The organism is Nocardia farcinica (assembly GCF_001182745.1).
Taxonomy (GTDB): Bacteria; Actinomycetota; Actinomycetes; order Mycobacteriales; family Mycobacteriaceae; genus Nocardia; species Nocardia farcinica.
On record NZ_LN868939.1, the window covers coordinates 21,033 to 38,407 of the forward strand.

Genomic DNA, 17,375 nt, shown 5'->3' on the forward strand with positions numbered 1-17,375 from the left:
GGTTCACCCGTGGCACCGTCCACATATTCACATTTAGCAATACGGTCCGGGTGTTGCTTCGCGAGTCGTCGGATTTCCGCGACGAGTGCGCTACCCTCGATAACCATCATTAGTCAGGGCCTTTCCGTAAAAGGTCTGAAGGCGTTCGTGGAACGGGTCCATCTGCCGTCCGCATTTCGGTAGAACCACCAACCATCCCGGTAATCGTTCCGGTCGCCTGCGCTGTCCCACACAGCAAGAACGTCACTGGGAATGTCCTCCAGCCTGGACCAAACTCGGCATCCGGCCGCTTCCTCGGTGTAGGTGTCGGCGGTAGTATCTACCTGGGGGGTATCCACCTTCCTACCCTCGATCTTCTCGATTTCGAATTCGATGAATCGAATTGCCTTGCGCAAGTCCTGGACGGCGGGGTTTCCGTCCTTCTGACCGTTGCGCCAAAGGTATTTGATTGCGGAGCCGACGAAGAACGGGAAGTGCCCGAGGAAGTCCTTTGGCTCGATACCGCTCGGGTGGCTCTGATAGTGACCCGGATTCACTGGATCAGGCATAACAGTCGTCCTCTTCGCACTCGTCAAAGTCGTAATATCCGTCGTCGTAGTCGCCTTCGTAGTCGTCCTCGTAGTCCTCGTGACCGCCGTAAACGAACGCCACCGCGCTACCTTTCGTTTTGTGTCAACATTCAGCCGTGAATAAGGTACTTGAGAGCTTCCAAGTCATCGGACCGATGTCCGGTCCATGCGCCCTGATCGCCATTCACGTTCCACTCGACCACGGGCAATTCGCGGTAGCCCTGTTCGATCAGGGCATCCGCAACCATCGGGTTGTTCGTCGTGTTGATTTCCGCGAAGTTGATTTCGTACTTTCGCAAGTAGGCTTTCGTCGCGGCGCAGGGACCACAGCCGTCCCGGGTGTATACGACGACTTCGTAATAGCTGTCTGTCACTTGGCTTAATCTCTCTCGAACTCGTCACCGTGCCGGATAGACATAACCTCATCGGCGAACCGCCGGAATTGTTCTTTCCGGCCGTACCACTGGGTAGCATGGTCAAACTCACTGAAGAACCGCTTCAGCTCTTCGAGATTGTCAAACCACCGAGCCTCGCGGAGGTATTCGACAGGGCTATTCAACCCGTATCCGATGGTCAGATATCCGAACTTCTTTTTCTGATCAACCCGCCAATAACAGTCCGGCCCCTGGACGATGGCCGTGACACTGCCTTGGTAATCTTCGTCCAGGTCGCGACTGACTACGGTTCTGACGCCCGCCGCATTCAGAATATTCAGAAACCCGTAGGCTCCACTGCTCAACTACCGATCCCCTCCATATTCACGTATTCCACCGGGCCATACTTGGACGTATCGCCCATCCTTCACGCCCCAGACAAACGCGGTATTCGCGCCGAGAGCCCAGAACTCCGCGCCGTGCTTCTCGCAGAGCGCCACCGCGTTCGCCACCCGCTTGTTGTGCTTCACCGTGCCGTCCCCAGGCTTAGGCTTCGGGAACTTTGATCGCCGGAAACTGGTTGACACGCGGGTTGTCACTTGGCATAACTCGTACTCGTGCGGGAGCATTTCATACCCGCGCCGCTTCGCCGCCCGTTCGCGCTCCGCGAGGATGGCAGCCGCCACCTCATCCACCGATTCGGTTCCGTCCAGGCGGAACCGCCCCACGTTTCGCGGGTCCTCGCTCGGTAAGTACTTCACAGTCCCATCCTGTCGAGCAATGCCCTAGCGCCCTGAGCAATGAATATCGAATTGACGTCCTCGCCGGGTGGCATCGGAATTACCTTCCCGTTGGGCAGGCCCTTGCTGACGTTCTCCGCGAATTTCTTACCCGCGTCGTCCCCGTCGTGGAGGATGAAGACGTTTCGGTACCCGAGTAGTGGTGCCTTCCAGTGCTTCTGCCATGTATCCGAACCGGGAGCGCCGACAGTGGGCACTCCCGCAAGGCACATCGTAATGGCGTCTAATTCGCCTTCTACGACACAAACGTCCGGGGAAGGGTCCTGGAGTACCGACGCGTTATAGAGCCGCGTACCGCCGCCCGGAACGGTTAGATATTTCCCGTGCCCCCGGTGCCTCTCCTTGCCCCCGTCCTCCGCCGACTGGAGGCATTCCGGTGCCAGACACCGGAAGCGCATCGACACCACCGTCAGCCTTTTGTCCGGCAGTTTCCGCATGTACGGGATGGACAAGAACCCCCGGTATGTCTCATGACCAGGGAGCGGGTCGGCTACGTATCCGAGAGCGTATCGGCGGTCCGGCGCTCCGTCCGGTAGCAGCCCCCGGCTCTCCAAATACTCTTCTGCCGGGCTTCCTGGCAGGTTGTTCGCGTATTTCCTTGTGGCTTCCTGGAGATATTGTCTCTGCGATGCGCTTAGCCTTTGCAAAGCTCACCCGCTCCTGATTCCTGATGATTCCGTAAACGTCCCCTTTCACCCCGCATCCGTGGCATACGAACGCGTCGTGCTCGTACGAAATGCCCGCGCTCGGTACACGCTCCGCGTGGAACGGGCACAAACATTTGATCCACTCCCGACCGGTGTCCACGGGAGGACACCAATCCGGGTAGTAGTGCTGGATTACGTCCGCAATCGCTGGGCCTGCCATAGGCTCATGCAGCCCTTACCGGTTCGCCTTACCGCGATACTCAGTGAACGGTCCCCACTGGTTGTATAGCGCTTCCTTGCTCGGGCTCGTCGCATTCCAGAATCCGATAACGTCCCTAAATCCCCAGACACCATGCCGCCACTCCCAAATAGCGCCGTCGCGGTCACGAGCACGCACGGAAGTTGGAATGTCGGACAGTCGCCGGTATTGTCTCGCGGGCTTACGTCCCATCACTAACGCCTTTCTGGTTGGGTACCGCCCGCCTGCCGACGACTGCGAAGGCGGGCGGATTGGTGAGGTAGTCAGCCCCGCGCCGCAAGGCAGCGGGATCGTCACGAAGGTGGCCGATTACGTTCAGGTTGCACGGCTTACAGAGCAAGCCCCGGACGTAACCGGTTGTGTGGTCGTGGTCGACGCTGAGCCGCTTCCGGCCCGTGCCCTTGGCGCGGCGGCAGATGTAGCAACAGCCGCCCTGAGCGGCGTAGATGCGCTGGTATTCGTCCTCGGTGATCCCGTAGACCGCTTCTAGGCGGGAAGCGCGGGCGCGTTCCCGCACTGCCGACCGCTTCGCGCGATGATGGGTGGCGCACCGTGGCCCCGGGTGCGGTGCTGGTCTCCGGGTCGTCACGCCTTCGGCAACACAGTCCTTGCACCGGGACCTAGCTGCCAAAGTCGAAATCCTGTTCTGTGTCAACATTCGGCGCTGAAGTAGCGTCCCGAATCTGCATCGTGTCACCAACAAATTCCAGCTCGGCGTACGTCGCACCAGACGCGTCGGCTTTGCCTCCACGATTCTTCACTGTGGAGACACAAAGCGTTTCCTGTCCGAACGCCGATGTGCGCTTGTGGAGGGTCAGGACCATTTCCGGTACGCGGGTGATCTGACCTTTCACGCCGGACAGTGGGATTGGTTCGTTCGCGTCGTTGTACTTGCCGGTCACGTGATGAAGGCCCCACGTACACGCTTCGGTCTGCCGAGCCATCGTGTGAAAGTAGTCCATGAGCGATTCCAGCCCGGAGAACGGATCATCTCCGTCTGCCGATTCAGCCCGGACGTTTGTCACGTTGTCCACGATGACGAGGGCCGGGTAATCCCCGTACACCTCTTCGTAGGACTCCATCAAACTCTCGATGGTGTCCAGGCTCGGAGACGCGTCGTAGCTGAGCCGGATAGGTACCTTCTCCAGGTCCGCCGCATAGGCGGCTAGGTTCCCCTCCAGTACGTGACGCGCGGATTCCTCAAGGGGCAATCCGACAAGGTTGGAAATTGATCGGGTCAGCTGGGTAAAGGCATCGGAATCCGCCGAGAAATACAGGGTGGGGACTTCGGACTGTAGCGCGTAGCTCAGGGCAAACGCGCTCTTCCCAGTCCCCGGACCTGCACAAATCAGGTTCAGCTGTCCTTGTCGGAAAACTGTTCCCTGAGCGGCTAGCGAATGCCAGACCGTAGGTAGTGGCTCCCCCGCTGACCCGCGAACTAGAGCGCTCTGTGTCAGCGTGTAAATTGCTACTCCTTGCCGATCCTCTCGAAGTCGAACACGACCTTTTCGACCGGGCGGACTTCGTAGAAGTCGCCATGATCGTAGGAGACGCCACCGTACGAGTCGTACTCACCTTCCTTGCGGAAATGTCGAGTCGTAAAGTCCGGGTATTCGACCTCGAACGTGATGCCCGCCTTTGCGGTCGACCCGGAGCCGTAACCGTCCCCGTAGTAGTCTGTGCGGTTGTCCTCGATCACGTCCACAACACGCACCTTGCCGAGACCGGTAATAGTCTCCGACGAGGGCCGCCCGTGCATGTGAACCCACCATCCCCACGATTTCTTATGATGGTGGATCAGATAGAACGCCTTGTACAGCTCGTGATCATCACTCACAGGCTAGAACCTCCGTCGATCTTCTTGTACACCGTAGTGACGTGCTTGGTCACAATGACCTGCTCGGCTGGCCGGACCTCGAAGAATCCCCCATCCCAGTCTGTTCCGTCGTAAGACGAGTAATAGCCGTTCTTCTGGAAATAGCGGACATTACCGTCTGGGTCAGTAACGGAGACGATCATTCGGCGGCTGTTGTGCTCAACGATCTGCACCGTGCCGATCTCGTCCAAACCGACCACAGCGTCCGGGAAGTCCTGAAAGAACCAATCCAGACCAGTCCACCCGGTGTATATTTCGTTTTGGCGGAAATCGTCCAAGAGGGATTCGAGTTCCTGAACGGAGTAAGTCACTACCCCACCTTTTCGTATACCGTAACCCAGTGCTTCATAGGCCGGACTTCGTAAAATCCGCCGTCCCAATCGGTACCGTGGAACGAAGCGTAATAGCCGTTCTTTCGGAAGAACCGCATACGATAGGGATTGTCCGAGTCCTGCACCTGAAAAATCAGGTATGCGCTGTCTCCCTGGCCTTCTCCGCCGAAACTCTCGATAACTTTCACGGCCCCGAGTCCGGGGACATCAACCGTCTCGGTTGCTACTGCTACATCGTCCCAGTAAAACCACCCCACATCCCCGTATCCGTCCTCGTATCCAGACAACTTCGCTTCGATGTCGATAACGGAAAGGTCTTTCAGTGTCGCTGTCAATTGCTACCCTTCGAATGGTCTCAGCCTGTCCGACCTGGACAGGTGCCGTTTCACGTAGTCCACATCGGGGATGCGGAACGTCTTGTAGTTCTCCGCCAAGAACCGGGCCGATCGGCCCTTGGTCAAGCTGGTAATCGTCCGACGCAACGCCCAGGCGTAAGCACCGCGAGGACTCGCGGTGTAGTCGGACGGAATCACGATCCGCTCCAGGGCAGTCACATAGACTTCCTCGCGGAAGAGCTGAATCTGTCGCTCTACCGGCATGGCCCAGACCTTCGCCATGTCCATGAGGACCGTCCGGCCGTCCTTGAGGCATTCCTCATAGATCGGCCGATCACCGTAGGCCACCGATTCGTGCAGCGAATCATGGTCGTACTTCCGTTGCACGGCGTCAGAAAAGAACTCGTCAGCCTCCTTGGTGAGGTCGACCACCTTCCGCCCGTGCTCCAGCTCCCAGACCGCATAAAGCAGATCGTGAAGCGGGTCAATCGCCTTCGCCCCGGCGTCCTGGAGGACCACCAGGTCCGCCATGTGCTTGTCCCAGGACCCGTTTCGGAGCTCCCAGTACGCATGACTGAGCTTGATGGTGTACAGCTCATCGAGGGTGGCGAAGCGGGAAGTACCGTCCGGCCACCAGTCGCCCATACTCGGATGCCAATACGTATCCGCCTCTGCCACGGGCTCATCCGTGATCAGGTCCAGGTCTTTAGGCTCCCGCGTAGCGATGCCGTGGTAGCGCATTGCCGTCGACCCGATGACGATCCGCCTCACAGCGCACCGTCCAAGGTCAGATCCTCGTAGCGCCGTTCAGCCTTCTTCAGCCGCCTACGGGCGGCGTCAAGCTCTTCGGCGAAGATTGCCACGATGCACACACCGGCCATCAACAGCAACCCACCGATGGCCACACAAACCCACCCGTAGGTACTTCCGCCCACGCCGACGAACGCGCCGGTCGTCGCTACAGGGGCACCGATGGCCGACGCGCAAAGACCGACCCGCACACCGGTGCGGAGGTACACCACTTCGTCCCGTGCGTCGTCCAGGTCCCGAAGGGCCTTCCGTGTCTCCCGGTTCATCGTTGTGTCCTCCCCTTCCTTGGCGCTCCGGGTTCGGTGCATGACAGCTTGTGTCGCCCGGACATGTGGCACTGCGGGCACTCCGCATCGGCGGGCCGTTCGTGTTCCCGGAGGAAGCGGACGGCATCGCGTAGCACGGTGGCGTATTCCTCGGCAGCGTCGAGGTTGTTGTTCAGGCCGATACTGCGGACAATGGCGTCAGCCTGCTCCCAGGTCTCAACGGCCATAGCGGGCCGCCAACGTGCGGTACAAGTTCAGTTCGCGCCGAAGACGTTCACATTCGTCCCGAGCTTCCAGCCAGAACAAGCCCGCGAACATGGCGACCACGATTCCGGCCACGACCAAGACACCGAAACCGCTACTCACCGAAGCGGAGAGCGGGCCGGTGATGGTGAGGGTGCTCAGCGCGCCCCAGGTAATGGCGGCGTTCTGGAACCGCCGATGCTCAGCCGATTCCAGCTCGGCGCGGTACAGCCGAATGTGGGTGTCAAACGAACCCATGATTAAGCCGCCTTCCTAATGAGGGGTGTCAGGCTGCCGTGAATCGTCTTGGCAGGGGGGAGTTCGGCCGGGGTAATCAGACCCCATGTACTGCTGACCCGGTAGTCGTGTTTCTCGTACAATTTCAGTTCTTCTTCCAGGTCGAAAGGGAGCCTTAGCGAAGGCCCCACGAGTTCGTAGAGCCACGCACCGACGAATTCCGTTTCCCACCGGTTGGCTTCCGAGGCATATGACACATGGCAAAAGACGTTGTTGAACGTGCTACCGGTGTCAATGAAGTCATCTACGAACAGCCACCGCCGCCCAAGATTGCCTTCGAACTCGCTACTGGAGTGACTACCGTCCCCGGGCTTGCGGATGATCAGGAAATCCACATCGAACCATTCAGCCAACCTCGGCACCACGAGGGCACCAGAAAGGCCGGTGCCGACTACGGTGTCGAACTCCAGCCCGTCAAGGTCCCGATTCGCCTTCCGGCGCAGTACGCCGGTGTTGTACGCCTGGTCCATGTACCCGGCCCGAAGGTCCAAACTCGTCCGTGCCATGCTTCTTCCTCTGTTTTGTGTCAACATTGGGCGATAAAAAATACCCCTGTCCAACACAGACAGAGGCTATTGCTTGTTTTGTGTCAACATTTACGCCTGAGAAAAAGCGCATGAATATGCCACTGCACAAAACATGCACTTCTTAGGCTCCGGGTCTGGGTCGAATCGCTCCGCCCGAATGTTGTCCGCCAGCTCGTGAAACTTCTCGGCAACCCGATCACGCGACCACTCGCTGAGATCGTACGGGAAAGTCGGCTTTCCGCTTACGCCCATCCAATAATCGCCAGTATCGGGCGGCTCGATGTCGTAGGTCTCCGCCAGCGCAACACCGTACGTGCCGAGCTGGAAGTCATCGCCGGGAACCTTGCCGGTCTTGTCGTCTCGGACGACGACGTACCCGCGCCGATCAATCACAGCGTCAATGAATCCGCGTACGCGCACCCCGTCTAGATCAATATCGAATTCGAGTTCGATGCCGGGGGTGCCATCGGGGGCAATCCAAATGACCTCTTCCGGGTGGCGTTCGTACCATGCCGGGTATCGGGGAATCTGCTCTAGGCCGATATGGTATCGGCGCTCTACATCCTGCGGCCCCCGGTAAGGGCCGGACGGAAACCACCATTCCATGTTTGGCGTGTCCTCGGTGTATTTCGCAATCTCCCGGGCGTACTCAACCAGGAATAGGGCTTTCATCTCCTCGACAGTCATCGAGCGTCCAGAGCGCTCGTAAGCCTCGAAAACGGTGTGCTCTGCTGACCCTTGCGCCAGCCACGCGGCGGGCCTCTGCCAAACCTTGTCAACCCTTGCCAGCTTCCACGCGTACGGACATTCCTCATATGTCTTGTACTGGGAAACGCTTAGGCTGCGTTCGCCTTCGATGGTATGACACCTCCAATCCTGTACATGTCGCGAATCCCGCGACCACCACACATTGCCGTGTCCTCCTTTTCCTCGGAGGACACGAGCGTGTGAGGGAAGTCCGAAAGAAAGGCGACCACCGGCGCATAAAGGTACCCATCGACCTTTACGTGTATCGACCTGTAAGCCATTAGCAACAAGCCGTGTGCTGTCGCTAGCAACTGCACATCTAGAAGTCCGTCGATGGACGTATCGACGTTCCTTGCTATAGCTTCTGCGGCCATCTCTAACACAGTGGTTGTATCCCCTCGTTACGGAACCACATCCGGCAGAACGTAGACTGTTCGCGCGTAATCGGTCAGCGTCGTGTATTCATTCACTCGGATGATAAGGTTCCCGTCTTTTTCTTCGCGCGGTCGGTAGGCCCACCCGCCCTTAGAGCTGACACCCTCCACGGGAGGTAGGTTCGGGTCGTATTCAACGACCCAGTTGTTTTCGATCAGCTTTCGGTAAAACGTTCTGAGACGTTTTATCCTGGCCTCGCTCATCCCCTTCCCCTTGGTGAACATGTATTCCCCATGATCACGCAACCGCTGATATGGGTCCTGTTGGAAAATAACTGGAACCTCAAACGGGAAATCCTTGTTTCCCAGCTCCCGAGGACCCGGCTCCCGGGCCGTCATACCGTGGCGCTTGAGTGCGACGGAAACGGCGGCCCGGGTTACTCCCTTAATGTCTGCGATCTCCTGCTGAGTGAATCCCGCTCGCAAGAGCGCTTCGACTTCATCAAGCGACAGAATCGGCTGCCTACCCATGTCCTTGTTACCTTTCCAGCCTAACGTGACCCATTGTTTACACACAACAATGCGCCACGCACGCGTTCGGCGTCAAGTACATAGGTTGTCAAGTGGTGTAGCTTACCCCCGCCTTTCTTAAGCTCTAGCGTTATCCGGTTAATCCGTTGAATGGAGCTTAGAACATGTGTTCGATCTAGAACAAGCAGGATCGAAACATACTCGCGGTTGGTCAACCCCCCTATGTACTGCCATCCGTAGCGACCTGGGCTAACGCCCAGCATCTCCCCATTGCCTGTGACCAAGATCACGGTTTAGAGCCGTGATCCCGTGTCTCTCGATGCGGTGGAGAGACCTGACCCCACCTAGGGACCGAAGAGCCCCAGTCAACCCACGGCGTCACCGCGAGTCTCCAGGTACTTCGCGCCTGCCAGCAGGGCAGCGGCAACGGCGCGTGCTTCCTCCGGGCTACCGAGGATCGACGGAATGCCGTCCAGCGCAAGGCGATTGTCCGACTTCCTGACGACTACCCGGCACCGGTCCCACCGTCCTTCACCCGCGTCGAAGTACTTGAAACCGTCCTGGTCTACTTCGACCGGCGGGAGCGTCACGACGGCGTTCGCCATGCTCGCTTTCGTTTCCATCTGGTTCCTTTCTCGTTCCTACTGGAGTGGGAAGCCGGGGAGTCGAACCCCGGCACTGGGCGGCCTGTCCGCCTTCCCTGTTACTAGCCCTTCGGCCTGTTCCCCTCCAGCGCTGCACGCAGCTCCGGGGGAAGGTCAGAACAGGCAGGGTTGATCGTCGTCAAGTTGCCCAGGCCCCCGGTCTTACGCCACAACCGACCGGTGACCATGATCTTGTCGACTTCCCAGCCTGAGCCTTCATCGAGGTAGACGAAGCTGCCATAGGCAGGGTCCACGGACCTCCCAGTCTCGGATTCCTCGATCGCCCGGTCTCGCGACAACTCGCTAGCTTCATCGAATCTGAAATAGACTTCCTGGACTTTCCCGTACACCTGGAAATCCGGGTAGAGACTCACGGACTAGTCACCTTCCTGGCTGCATGACCGACCCTTATCGGTCAGCTCCGCCACCCACGACCGCACAGCGGGCGGTCTGGACATACCTTCCTCGTGCATGGTCGGTGCGTAGTACACATCGACCTTGCACAGCCCGCGCGCCTCCAGCGCGCGGACCGTCGACAACTGGAACCCATGCCCATCGGTCAGATGGGCGTATTCCGGCCCTCTAGGACCCTCGTACAGCGGCTTGGTTTCCCGTAGGTACATGTACCCGTAGGCAATCCCGCTGAGCGGCTGTGAGCTTCACGCTCCGGCCGCTTTATCGTTGAGCATCATCAACACCGCCGCGTGGTCCCATTCGGCTGCGATGAGGTCAGAGACCACCTTGGATCGGTCGGCCACGACCTTTACCCCGCTCGTCACCATTGCGAGCCGATCGGTCACAACTACCTTTCCGTAGTCGATCCCGATTGCAAGGTCGTCACCCCAGCCCGAAAGAACTTCGAGCAGATGCCTAACTTCGATCTTGTCCATGCTGGTTTCCTTTGTTGTAGGTTGTCCTGCGTGGACCGCCCGGGGCTCGAACCCGGAACCCACCGGTTAAAAGCCGGTTGCTCTGCCAATTGAGCTAGCGATCCTGCCTAGTTACTGACTACACCACGTCGGACTTGCGGAGTCCACGCATCGACGCGATCCGGTCTCGCGCGTGGTCCCGAACCTGGGTGAAGTGGTCAATAACTTCATGCTTGGCTTCCTGAAACGTGGTCGCGTACTCGTCATCCTCGTCGGCCCGAACAATCTCCGGGTAAGACTCGTCCGACCAATCGGCCTTGTAACGGTCTGCACCCTTACGAGGCACCTACGTACTCCCTCCCTGTTCGGAGAGAACCGGAGCCCGTAGGCTCCGGTTCGTCCTGCTAGCCGAAGATGACTTCGCCATACACCGCGAGCTGAAGAACCACGTCCGCGTCGCTGGCGTCCATGTCGCACTCGTCTACGTTGAAGATCAGGTTGTTGCACTCTTTTCGGAGCGTTTCCCTGTGGCCCGAGTCCTTTCGGGCAACCACCCGAACCGCCCTCATGAGATCGGTGTGACCGATTTCCTTGGTCACGGTGGCTTGCTCGTCCTTCGGGTGTTCCGCCGTTACGGTGTATCTCCAGTCGTCCGGGGCTTCCGAACTCGGGTCGAAGTTCGGTTCGAACGACTTCCACCACGTGTAGTAGTTGGGGATTCCCGCACCGAAGATGATCGTATCGGTGTCGCGCGGAGTGGCCGCCTTGATTGCCATTGTCGACCTTTCTCGATATTGGTTGGTCGTGGTCGGTCGGGTAACGCCCCCGACGCGCGATCGGTTCTGACCGATCGGTCGCGCCCGACTTCGGGCCGACCTCCGCTGATTCGATAACGGGCGCTTGTGCCCGCCACGGTACCGCGCCTAGCGCGTCCATACCGCTCGAATCTTTCGGCTCACTCTATGTAGTTCTCAAGTTTCGTGCGGAGCCCGGTCCCTGTCGGCTTGGCCTCTAGTTGTTCCGTCCCGCTGTTGTCTCCAACTTTAGCGCGTGGATCGTTTTGTGTCAACATTGAATTTCGTTCCTTGTTGCGCCCGTAGTGTTGCTGCATCAGCTCTCGAACCCTGCGTGCTTTAGGGCTCCCGGTCGCCGGGGGAAACTCGCTGTCTCGCGTTTTCCGATCCGCTCTGAAGTTGTGCCGATAGCTTCGCACGATTCTTGTTTTGTGTCAACTTATCTGACAAAGACCCTGGTCAGGGCAGCAAAAAGGGCTCCCCGAAGGGGGCCCGATAGGTGCGTCCTGGGTCTACGCCTCCCCGGTGGCCCAGTCGAGTATCCAACGCCGGTAGCCCTCCAGCGCGCCGACGACAGGCACCGCGAGCACTTGCGGGGTGTCGTACGGGTGCAGCTCTCGGACACGCTCGACCACCCGGTCCACGAGCGCGGCGCTCGTGTGCAGGATTAGCAACGCCTCTTCCTCGTCCTCGATCTCGCCTTGCCACGCGTAGACGGAACGCACGCCGCCGATGATGTTCCCGCACGCGGCAAGTCGCTCCCGGACCAACGTCCGGGTGATGTCGGCTAGGTGCTCGTCGTCCTCGGCGGTGATGGAAATGCTTACGATGTCGACACTTTCGGCCATGCCAGCCAGTCTCCCCTACTCTGCCCGATCTCATGCATAAGGGCCTCCAGGTGGTCGCGGTGGCGTGCGATCCCGGCCCATCCTCGAACGGCCGGGCCTTGCGTAGAGAGGCCGATCCAGCCGCCGAGCATGTGAAGTCCGTGCGGGTGTATCGACATGTAGAGCACGCCTTTCGAGCGCGTAGCGCCGTCCTTGGCGCGGTACCACCCTAAGGGTTGTCCCGTAAGTCCGACCCGGCGATGACGACCTGCCCCTGGCTGGGGTCAGCGGGCGTGGGCGAGGTTGGCCAGGGTGGCGACTCCGGCCATCGCGACAGCGACACCGTTGCCACGTAGACGGCAGTCCCGCAGGATCTTCCAGGTCTTCATCCGGGAGAAGGTGTGCTCGACACGAGCACGGACCTTGCGATGGGAGGCGTTGTGGGCCTGTTTCCACTCCGGTAGGTCCCGGCCCGGGACACGGCGGTGCGGGATGATCGCGCTCGTGCCCTGGTAGCCGCCATCGGCGATCACCACCGCGTTGCGGCAGGCATGGGCCGCGCCTGACTCGCCGTAGGCGCGGCAATCGTTGCGGTTGCCCGGCAGCGGCCGGCCGAGAGCGACGACGAGTTCGGTGTCGGCGTCGATGACGACCTGATGATTGGTCGAGTACCGGTAGTTCTTGCTGGGTGCAGCCACATCGTGGTCCCGGGTCGGGACCAGGGTGCCGTCCACGATCAACACCGCGCCATGCGGAAACCGGACACGGGGACGTAAACCCAGGGCCGGGCCGAGATCTTCGATCACTCTGGCCGCGGCGGACTTCGATACCCCGAACACCGCTGCCAGCTGCCGCATCGTGAGGTTGGTGCGCCAGTAGGTGGCCACCAGCAACACCCGGTCCTCGAAGCACAACCCCCAGGGCCGGCCCCGCAACGGCCGGTCGGCGCCCTCACGCCGCAACCGCGTGATCAGGCGGGCGAACTTGCGTGGCCGCAGCCCACTGAACAACTCCACCATCACCGGATCGGCCGCCGAGATCACCGCCACGGGAACACGATAACGGCTGGCGCTCAACAACTTACGGGACAGCCCTTAGAAGCACCTCCGAGTCCCACATACGAGCCTCACCGACCCAGGCGTACGAACCGTCTTCGACAGACCGGGCGCGGTCGCCATCGAGCTGTAGGAACTCGCCATCTTGGCGAATCCGTAGCTCATGGAAGTCCACACGCGGAATGTCGTCTTTGAGGGTCTGCCACGCCGCCCACCAATCACCGGACAGGTCTATTGGACCCGGCATCTTGCCCGCCAACTCCGTGAGGGACACCCCGTACGCCTCTGAGATGCGTACGGCCTGGGCCAAGGTCAATTCCGCGTCGCCGGACTCCAGACGCGAGACCTGCCGCTGTGTCAGCCCTGCCGGTGCTCCCCACTCACCTTGCGGTCGGTCCCCGCGTAATCGCCGGATCGTCTCGGGGGTGCTCACGGTCGAATCCTTCCTACGAACCTCTTCCCCCCAGGGTAGGGCGTGACGTACTCTCAGACAATCTTGTCTAGCTCAGACGAGAGTGTCTAACAGGGGAATCGGATGCACTCGACCAGCACGGTACTACCCAGACGAACCGCCTTCACCGGCCCGCCCCAGCGGCACGACGGCCCGCCGCTGGAAGTTCTGGCGCTGGTGGCCTTCCATCTGCGCTACGGGGAAGCGGCCGACGAACGTCCCGGGGCCGGGGTGAACCATCCCCCAGTCCCGGAGACCATCACCAGAGCGCCGGGTGACGGTGGGAAATGACCGCCCGGGAGCATCGCACATACGCCGATGGCGTCGAAGTGCTCTGGAGCGTGGACCACGGCGTGATCCGTGTCCACCAGATCACCTACCCAGACGGGCACGTGGAAGTTCTCGGCCTGCCCACTCTCGGGGAGTGCTGCGACATCATGCCGCGAGCGACGTGGAACCGGGTTCGGTCCCACTACGAGAACGAGATACGACCACCCGGCCCGGCAGCACGGCAGATCGAAGCCACCCGCGAGCACTGGAGGCGAAGCCGTGGGCAATGAGTCACCAGTACCCGCCGACCCGGACGTTCGGCTCGCTGTGCGAATCGGCGGAGCCCGGCCCGTCACGCTCGTCTATCGGGCCTGTCTCACTGCCGCACTCACTTTCGCCCAGGACAACGCCTTACACCGCTACGTGGACGCTGTAGCCGTGAGCCCTATCGGCCTAGGGAAATACCCGCGCCTGCCGAATGAACGGCTCTACGTTTGAGATAGGGGGTAAAAGAAAACCCCCGGACCGGAGTCCGGGGGTTCTCGTTCATCGGCGTCCTAGAAGTTCCTCCAGGGCCGCCATGATCGCGGAGTGTCGGGCGTCTGCCTCTCGGCGGTACCCGGCAAGTTCGGTCTGTACCTCCGTGATCCGCTGATCCACGTACGACCGGAGTTCGCTTACCCCCGCGTGGAGGTTCCCGAACTCGTCCATGATCGCAGCGTGCCGAGCCTCGAGTCGGTCCCGCTCGTCCCCGTGCTGGGTGATGATCCCAGCGACCAGGGTCTCAAGGTTGGTGACGCGGCTCTCGATAGGTGCAGGCATGGTCGCGTGTCCTCTCGCTCGGTGGGTAGTCTACCGGTGACCGGGCCAGCTAGACCCTGGCCCGGTCCTCCCGGCCTACCGTGTCCCACTCTGGAATTTTCAATCTGCTGTCGTAATGACAAAGACGACTTTACCCGGCGGCTCGTTTTGTGTCAACTTACCGCGCGGTGTTTCCGATGGCGCGGGTATCGACCACGCTCACGCTTGACCGGAGGACGGCCGGAAATGTCGTAACCTTCGCCCGCAAGCGCCAGAAGCCGCCTGCCGAGATTTCGAGCGTTCTCCATAGCCGGGACCCAGTAATGGCCGCATCGTCCGCCAGAGGGGTAAATAGACACCAGGAATCCGTCATCCTCGGCAAGGCTGATGTGGACGGCTCCCACCTCATCGGAGTAGAGCAGCATTCCACCTTCGAAACCGATTCGGTGCCCGTGGTACCGGTAGCCGTCGAGCGCGTCATAGGCGCGGATGAATCGCATTTTCGTTCCCCTGGTGTGTTCTGGTCTGAGTAGCCAATGCGGGCCGCGCCCCGAAGGGCGCCGATCAGCTCGCGGCCGTCTCGCGGTGTTTCTTCGCCCGCCAACGTGCCTCGGTGCGATCGGCGGCGGGCTCTGACCAGCCGCACAGACACTCAGCCTTGGCGTGCTTCGTGTTGACGTACACGCCGCGTGCGTCGTGTCGATGGTTGGTCACCCGCTCGATCGTGCGGGTACGGTGCGCGCCGGTGCCCGTCCAGCGGCTGCCCTGGGGCGCGGGCGGGTCGCTGGACGGTCGGGGCGATCCTGCGGCCTCCCAGAGCGCGCGGCCGTTGGCGATGGCCCACAGGGCCGCGCTGACGTTGTTGCCTGCCACGCACCGGCCGTCGGCGTAGAGCCCCGCGCGGTGCCGGGCGTTGGCGAACTCGAGCAGCTTGCGCGATGCGCGGGCGAGGGCCTTGCCGCCTTCGGGCATCACGTCGTCGAGGTCGGTGGGGTAGGTGATGCGGTCGGATTCCTCGATGCCCCAAACGACTTCATACTGTGTGACGGTCATGTGGCGCTCCTTCGGTAGGGGTGAGAGCCGGGGCAGTGTGCCCCGGCCCGGGACGGGTGGCTCGGTGAGGTCAGTTCACGCGCCGACCACACAAGCGGCTCAGGCCGACCGGCGCAGACCGCGCTTGTAGGTCGCGTGCATGAAGTAGTCGACCTGATCACCAGGGCAAACCTCACCGACGACAATCGGGTACCCGAACGCGTGCGTGAGCCCGTGATCCTTGGCGATCCGCTGAATAGCCGTCTTCTCGTCGTCGGTAAACGGCGTGTCAAACGACCGCGAAATGACCTGGATGCAATCCTTGGCCCCGGGCGCGACGCGGCAACGCCCGTTGATGCCCTCCGCCTTGAGCTGAGAGCGGATCGAGGCGGCAATGGTCTTGGCGTCCATGTGATCGGTCCTTTCGTCGGTGATGCATCGACTTTATGTCAACGTCTGTTTTGTGTCAACATTCAGGCCGCAAAATTTGGCGCTAGATTGAGCAACGCCTCAACCTGGGTTTGCCCGGCATCGACGGCGTAGGCCAGCGCATCGGGATCAACGCGACCTCCGCGCCGGGAAATCTCGGCGGTCAACCAGATCAGTGTCAGCTCCTCGACTTCGCTCAGCGGGCGGGCTTCCTCGCGCGCCTCCAGGGCGCGGGCGGACCGGATGATGTCGGAGGTGGGAACCCCGTCCAGCAGGGACGAACGGGGCGCGAGCGTGGTGGTCATGTGGTCCTCTCGTAGGTCTGTCGGGCGGCTCGCCCGGGGTTGCCGATGACGGTAACCCCTAGTCTGTTTTGTGTCAACAAACGCGACAGAAGTGTTCGGGCCAGGACTCCAAAATCCCAGGTCGCCAAGATTCTTGGTGTGAAGTTCATCACACCCTTAGATGGCGACCTGGGGAAACGCTGAAAAGTCCGGGTGTTGTGACACCCATATACATATGTAAGGGAGGAACGACCGAAGGGAGTTCCGACCGACCTAGATAGATACCTATCTAGGCCGGACCTTCGAGGGTCCGGCCCTGAAGAGGTCTATAGAGAGACAGCGCCTAGAAGCGCTGTCGTTGGTAGGTAGTTCTTAGCTGTAGCCGTAGTCAGAGAACGGAGGCTACAGCCTAGGGGCTTCGCCTCCGAACATCACCAGGACCGGCCCAGGAAGGCCGGTCCAAATACACCCGGGTAAAAGAAGGTCTTCCATGTCTGCCGATATCTCTGTCGATACCGTCCTAGAGATTGCCACCGTGGCAATCAAGATCGTCGCGTTTGTCGCTCCGCTGATTCTGTCGCTGTTCTGAGAGTTCCCCCGGAGGGTTGAGCATCTGGCCCGGTTGTCTGCTGTCCGCTACCCGGCAGACCCGGGAAACGCTCCCCTCCGGGGCTGTTGGGTATCGACCATTTCCCCCGTCGTCTAACGGCAGGACTGCCGACTTTGGATCGGCCAACGAAGGTTCGAATCCTTCCGGGGGAGCGGAAGCCGACATAGCTCTAGCGATCGGCAGCGGGTCACGCCACCACGAAATCGTGCGGCTAGAGCATCTGGAAGCGTAGTGTTCAACGGTCAGCATATCTGACTTCCAATCAGACGGAGCGGGTTCGAATCCCGTCGCTTCCTCCAAGCGGCCTTGAGGACCGTCTAGG

General features: G+C 60.6%; 31 protein-coding genes and 3 tRNA genes. 3 read left to right on the forward strand and 31 right to left on the reverse strand.

Annotation, left to right across the window (positions count from 1 at the left end; translation table 11 throughout):
• Positions 1-113: 113 nt before the first annotated feature.
• The 26 genes from AMO33_RS30425 to AMO33_RS33030 form a co-directional block, all read right to left on the reverse strand.
• Positions 114-548 (reverse strand): DUF3310 domain-containing protein, encoded by a 435-nt coding sequence (locus AMO33_RS30425; RefSeq protein ID WP_082668738.1) that lies wholly within the window; start codon positions 546-548, stop codon positions 114-116.
• A 131-nt stretch (positions 549-679) separates the two neighbouring features.
• On the reverse strand, positions 680-943 hold the full coding sequence (locus AMO33_RS17100; protein ID WP_060593559.1) for a glutaredoxin family protein: 264 nt from the start codon (positions 941-943) through the stop codon (positions 680-682).
• A gap of 5 nt (positions 944-948) precedes the next feature.
• Positions 949-1,308, reverse strand: a complete 360-nt coding sequence (locus tag AMO33_RS17105; RefSeq protein ID WP_060593560.1) for a hypothetical protein — start codon at positions 1,306-1,308, stop codon at positions 949-951.
• Entirely contained in the window at positions 1,309-1,704 is a 396-nt protein-coding gene (locus tag AMO33_RS31560) for a hypothetical protein (protein WP_139337588.1), read from the reverse strand.
• The gene (locus AMO33_RS30430) at positions 1,701-2,195 is read right to left on the reverse strand and encodes a toprim domain-containing protein (protein WP_082668739.1); all 495 of its coding nucleotides are present in this window, start codon (positions 2,193-2,195) and stop codon (positions 1,701-1,703) included. The genes AMO33_RS31560 and AMO33_RS30430 overlap by 4 nt, the downstream gene beginning before the upstream one ends.
• A gap of 16 nt (positions 2,196-2,211) precedes the next feature.
• Complete coding sequence (locus tag AMO33_RS32610) at positions 2,212-2,610, reverse strand: CHC2 zinc finger domain-containing protein (protein WP_082668740.1); 399 nt, start codon at positions 2,608-2,610, stop codon at positions 2,212-2,214.
• A 220-nt stretch (positions 2,611-2,830) separates the two neighbouring features.
• Positions 2,831-3,307, reverse strand: a complete 477-nt coding sequence (locus AMO33_RS17110; protein WP_060593561.1) for an endonuclease VII domain-containing protein — start codon at positions 3,305-3,307, stop codon at positions 2,831-2,833.
• Complete coding sequence (locus AMO33_RS17115) at positions 3,270-4,115, reverse strand: DnaB-like helicase C-terminal domain-containing protein (protein WP_060593562.1); 846 nt, start codon at positions 4,113-4,115, stop codon at positions 3,270-3,272. The genes AMO33_RS17110 and AMO33_RS17115 overlap by 38 nt, the downstream gene beginning before the upstream one ends.
• 2 nt (positions 4,116-4,117) lie before the next feature.
• Positions 4,118-4,486, reverse strand: coding sequence for a hypothetical protein (locus AMO33_RS17120; RefSeq protein ID WP_060593563.1), 369 nt, complete (start codon positions 4,484-4,486; stop codon positions 4,118-4,120).
• Positions 4,483-4,836, reverse strand: coding sequence for a hypothetical protein (locus AMO33_RS17125; protein WP_060593564.1), 354 nt, complete (start codon positions 4,834-4,836; stop codon positions 4,483-4,485). The genes AMO33_RS17120 and AMO33_RS17125 overlap by 4 nt, the downstream gene beginning before the upstream one ends.
• Positions 4,836-5,192 carry a hypothetical protein gene (locus AMO33_RS17130; protein ID WP_060593565.1) on the reverse strand — a complete coding sequence of 119 codons (357 nt, stop codon included), beginning with the start codon at positions 5,190-5,192 and terminating at the stop codon, positions 4,836-4,838. Before AMO33_RS17130 ends, AMO33_RS17125 begins: the two co-directional genes overlap by 1 nt.
• Positions 5,193-5,195: 3 nt before the next feature.
• On the reverse strand, positions 5,196-5,963 hold the full coding sequence (locus AMO33_RS17135; RefSeq protein WP_060593566.1) for a DUF7275 domain-containing protein: 768 nt from the start codon (positions 5,961-5,963) through the stop codon (positions 5,196-5,198).
• Positions 5,960-6,268 (reverse strand): hypothetical protein, encoded by a 309-nt coding sequence (locus AMO33_RS17140; RefSeq protein ID WP_060593567.1) that lies wholly within the window; start codon positions 6,266-6,268, stop codon positions 5,960-5,962. Before AMO33_RS17140 ends, AMO33_RS17135 begins: the two co-directional genes overlap by 4 nt.
• 216 nt (positions 6,269-6,484) lie before the next feature.
• Positions 6,485-6,769: a hypothetical protein gene (locus AMO33_RS17145; protein WP_060593568.1), complete on the reverse strand. Its 285-nt coding sequence runs from the start codon at positions 6,767-6,769 to the stop codon at positions 6,485-6,487.
• Between the two features lie 2 nt (positions 6,770-6,771).
• Positions 6,772-7,314, reverse strand: coding sequence for a phosphoribosyltransferase (locus tag AMO33_RS17150; protein ID WP_060593569.1), 543 nt, complete (start codon positions 7,312-7,314; stop codon positions 6,772-6,774).
• A gap of 90 nt (positions 7,315-7,404) precedes the next feature.
• Positions 7,405-8,193 carry a RecB family exonuclease gene (locus tag AMO33_RS17155; protein ID WP_060595020.1) on the reverse strand — a complete coding sequence of 263 codons (789 nt, stop codon included), beginning with the start codon at positions 8,191-8,193 and terminating at the stop codon, positions 7,405-7,407.
• A gap of 290 nt (positions 8,194-8,483) precedes the next feature.
• Positions 8,484-8,987 carry a hypothetical protein gene (locus AMO33_RS30440; protein ID WP_076574140.1) on the reverse strand — a complete coding sequence of 168 codons (504 nt, stop codon included), beginning with the start codon at positions 8,985-8,987 and terminating at the stop codon, positions 8,484-8,486.
• A gap of 365 nt (positions 8,988-9,352) precedes the next feature.
• A complete protein-coding gene (locus AMO33_RS17160) occupies positions 9,353-9,610 on the reverse strand; it encodes a hypothetical protein (protein WP_076574138.1) in 258 nt (85 codons plus the stop codon).
• Positions 9,611-9,693: 83 nt separating this feature from the next.
• The gene (locus tag AMO33_RS17165) at positions 9,694-10,005 is read right to left on the reverse strand and encodes a hypothetical protein (protein WP_060593571.1); all 312 of its coding nucleotides are present in this window, start codon (positions 10,003-10,005) and stop codon (positions 9,694-9,696) included.
• Positions 10,006-10,290: 285 nt separating this feature from the next.
• Complete coding sequence (locus AMO33_RS17170) at positions 10,291-10,521, reverse strand: hypothetical protein (RefSeq protein ID WP_060593572.1); 231 nt, start codon at positions 10,519-10,521, stop codon at positions 10,291-10,293.
• Positions 10,522-10,552: 31 nt separating this feature from the next.
• A tRNA-Lys gene (locus tag AMO33_RS17175) sits at positions 10,553-10,625 on the reverse strand.
• 14 nt (positions 10,626-10,639) lie between these two features.
• Positions 10,640-10,846 (reverse strand): hypothetical protein, encoded by a 207-nt coding sequence (locus tag AMO33_RS17180; protein ID WP_060593573.1) that lies wholly within the window; start codon positions 10,844-10,846, stop codon positions 10,640-10,642.
• 58 nt (positions 10,847-10,904) lie between these two features.
• Entirely contained in the window at positions 10,905-11,276 is a 372-nt protein-coding gene (locus AMO33_RS17185) for a hypothetical protein (protein ID WP_060593574.1), read from the reverse strand.
• Positions 11,277-11,806: 530 nt separating this feature from the next.
• Positions 11,807-12,142, reverse strand: coding sequence for a divalent-cation tolerance protein CutA (gene cutA, locus AMO33_RS17190; RefSeq protein ID WP_060593575.1), 336 nt, complete (start codon positions 12,140-12,142; stop codon positions 11,807-11,809).
• 263 nt (positions 12,143-12,405) lie between these two features.
• A complete protein-coding gene (locus tag AMO33_RS17195) occupies positions 12,406-13,140 on the reverse strand; it encodes an IS5/IS1182 family transposase (RefSeq protein ID WP_062954307.1) in 735 nt (244 codons plus the stop codon).
• A 61-nt stretch (positions 13,141-13,201) separates the two neighbouring features.
• A complete protein-coding gene (locus tag AMO33_RS33030) occupies positions 13,202-13,609 on the reverse strand; it encodes a helix-turn-helix domain-containing protein (protein ID WP_060593576.1) in 408 nt (135 codons plus the stop codon).
• A gap of 102 nt (positions 13,610-13,711) precedes the next feature.
• Here AMO33_RS33030 and AMO33_RS31565 point away from each other — a divergent pair, with 102 nt between their 5' ends.
• A complete protein-coding gene (locus AMO33_RS31565) occupies positions 13,712-13,918 on the forward strand; it encodes a hypothetical protein (RefSeq protein ID WP_139337604.1) in 207 nt (68 codons plus the stop codon).
• A 525-nt stretch (positions 13,919-14,443) separates the two neighbouring features.
• On the opposite strand, the gene AMO33_RS17205 is transcribed toward AMO33_RS31565, so the two are convergent.
• The 5 genes from AMO33_RS17205 to AMO33_RS17220 all read right to left on the reverse strand — a co-directional run bounded on the left by AMO33_RS17205 (position 14,444) and on the right by AMO33_RS17220 (position 16,464).
• Positions 14,444-14,719, reverse strand: coding sequence for a hypothetical protein (locus tag AMO33_RS17205; protein WP_060593577.1), 276 nt, complete (start codon positions 14,717-14,719; stop codon positions 14,444-14,446).
• 152 nt (positions 14,720-14,871) lie between these two features.
• Complete coding sequence (locus AMO33_RS31570) at positions 14,872-15,198, reverse strand: hypothetical protein (protein WP_139337603.1); 327 nt, start codon at positions 15,196-15,198, stop codon at positions 14,872-14,874.
• Between the two features lie 64 nt (positions 15,199-15,262).
• Positions 15,263-15,751, reverse strand: coding sequence for a hypothetical protein (locus AMO33_RS17210; protein ID WP_060593578.1), 489 nt, complete (start codon positions 15,749-15,751; stop codon positions 15,263-15,265).
• Positions 15,752-15,850: 99 nt separating this feature from the next.
• Positions 15,851-16,141, reverse strand: a complete 291-nt coding sequence (locus AMO33_RS17215; RefSeq protein ID WP_060593579.1) for a hypothetical protein — start codon at positions 16,139-16,141, stop codon at positions 15,851-15,853.
• 62 nt (positions 16,142-16,203) lie between these two features.
• Positions 16,204-16,464 carry a hypothetical protein gene (locus AMO33_RS17220; protein ID WP_060593580.1) on the reverse strand — a complete coding sequence of 87 codons (261 nt, stop codon included), beginning with the start codon at positions 16,462-16,464 and terminating at the stop codon, positions 16,204-16,206.
• A gap of 670 nt (positions 16,465-17,134) precedes the next feature.
• On the opposite strand from AMO33_RS17220, the gene AMO33_RS17225 reads away from it, so the two are divergent.
• Together AMO33_RS17225 and AMO33_RS17230 are read left to right on the forward strand one after the other, a co-directional pair.
• Positions 17,135-17,205 (forward strand) — tRNA-Gln (locus AMO33_RS17225).
• 70 nt (positions 17,206-17,275) lie between these two features.
• Positions 17,276-17,352: transfer RNA gene (locus AMO33_RS17230), tRNA-Gly, on the forward strand.
• Positions 17,353-17,375 lie beyond the last annotated feature (23 nt).

What these genes read in the sequence shown, in the direction of transcription:
- AMO33_RS30425 (WP_082668738.1), bottom strand. Translation starts at nt 548, where the DNA reads ATGCCTGATCCAGTGAATCCGGGTCACTATCAGAGCCACCCGAGCGGT.
- AMO33_RS32610 (WP_082668740.1), bottom strand. Translation starts at nt 2,610, where the DNA reads ATGGCAGGCCCAGCGATTGCGGACGTAATCCAGCACTACTACCCGGAT.
- AMO33_RS17110 (WP_060593561.1), bottom strand. Translation starts at nt 3,307, where the DNA reads ATGTTGACACAGAACAGGATTTCGACTTTGGCAGCTAGGTCCCGGTGC.
- AMO33_RS17140 (WP_060593567.1), bottom strand. Translation starts at nt 6,268, where the DNA reads ATGAACCGGGAGACACGGAAGGCCCTTCGGGACCTGGACGACGCACGG.
- AMO33_RS17145 (WP_060593568.1), bottom strand. Translation starts at nt 6,769, where the DNA reads ATGGGTTCGTTTGACACCCACATTCGGCTGTACCGCGCCGAGCTGGAA.
- AMO33_RS17150 (WP_060593569.1), bottom strand. Translation starts at nt 7,314, where the DNA reads ATGGCACGGACGAGTTTGGACCTTCGGGCCGGGTACATGGACCAGGCG.
- AMO33_RS30440 (WP_076574140.1), bottom strand. Translation starts at nt 8,987, where the DNA reads ATGGGTAGGCAGCCGATTCTGTCGCTTGATGAAGTCGAAGCGCTCTTG.
- AMO33_RS17160 (WP_076574138.1), bottom strand. Translation starts at nt 9,610, where the DNA reads ATGGAAACGAAAGCGAGCATGGCGAACGCCGTCGTGACGCTCCCGCCG.
- AMO33_RS17170 (WP_060593572.1), bottom strand. Translation starts at nt 10,521, where the DNA reads ATGGACAAGATCGAAGTTAGGCATCTGCTCGAAGTTCTTTCGGGCTGG.
- AMO33_RS17185 (WP_060593574.1), bottom strand. Translation starts at nt 11,276, where the DNA reads ATGGCAATCAAGGCGGCCACTCCGCGCGACACCGATACGATCATCTTC.
- cutA (WP_060593575.1), bottom strand. Translation starts at nt 12,142, where the DNA reads ATGGCCGAAAGTGTCGACATCGTAAGCATTTCCATCACCGCCGAGGAC.
- AMO33_RS17195 (WP_062954307.1), bottom strand. Translation starts at nt 13,140, where the DNA reads ATGGTGGAGTTGTTCAGTGGGCTGCGGCCACGCAAGTTCGCCCGCCTG.
- AMO33_RS31565 (WP_139337604.1), top strand. Translation starts at nt 13,712, where the DNA reads ATGCACTCGACCAGCACGGTACTACCCAGACGAACCGCCTTCACCGGC.
- AMO33_RS17205 (WP_060593577.1), bottom strand. Translation starts at nt 14,719, where the DNA reads ATGCCTGCACCTATCGAGAGCCGCGTCACCAACCTTGAGACCCTGGTC.
- AMO33_RS31570 (WP_139337603.1), bottom strand. Translation starts at nt 15,198, where the DNA reads ATGCGATTCATCCGCGCCTATGACGCGCTCGACGGCTACCGGTACCAC.
- AMO33_RS17210 (WP_060593578.1), bottom strand. Translation starts at nt 15,751, where the DNA reads ATGACCGTCACACAGTATGAAGTCGTTTGGGGCATCGAGGAATCCGAC.
- AMO33_RS17215 (WP_060593579.1), bottom strand. Translation starts at nt 16,141, where the DNA reads ATGGACGCCAAGACCATTGCCGCCTCGATCCGCTCTCAGCTCAAGGCG.
- AMO33_RS17220 (WP_060593580.1), bottom strand. Translation starts at nt 16,464, where the DNA reads ATGACCACCACGCTCGCGCCCCGTTCGTCCCTGCTGGACGGGGTTCCC.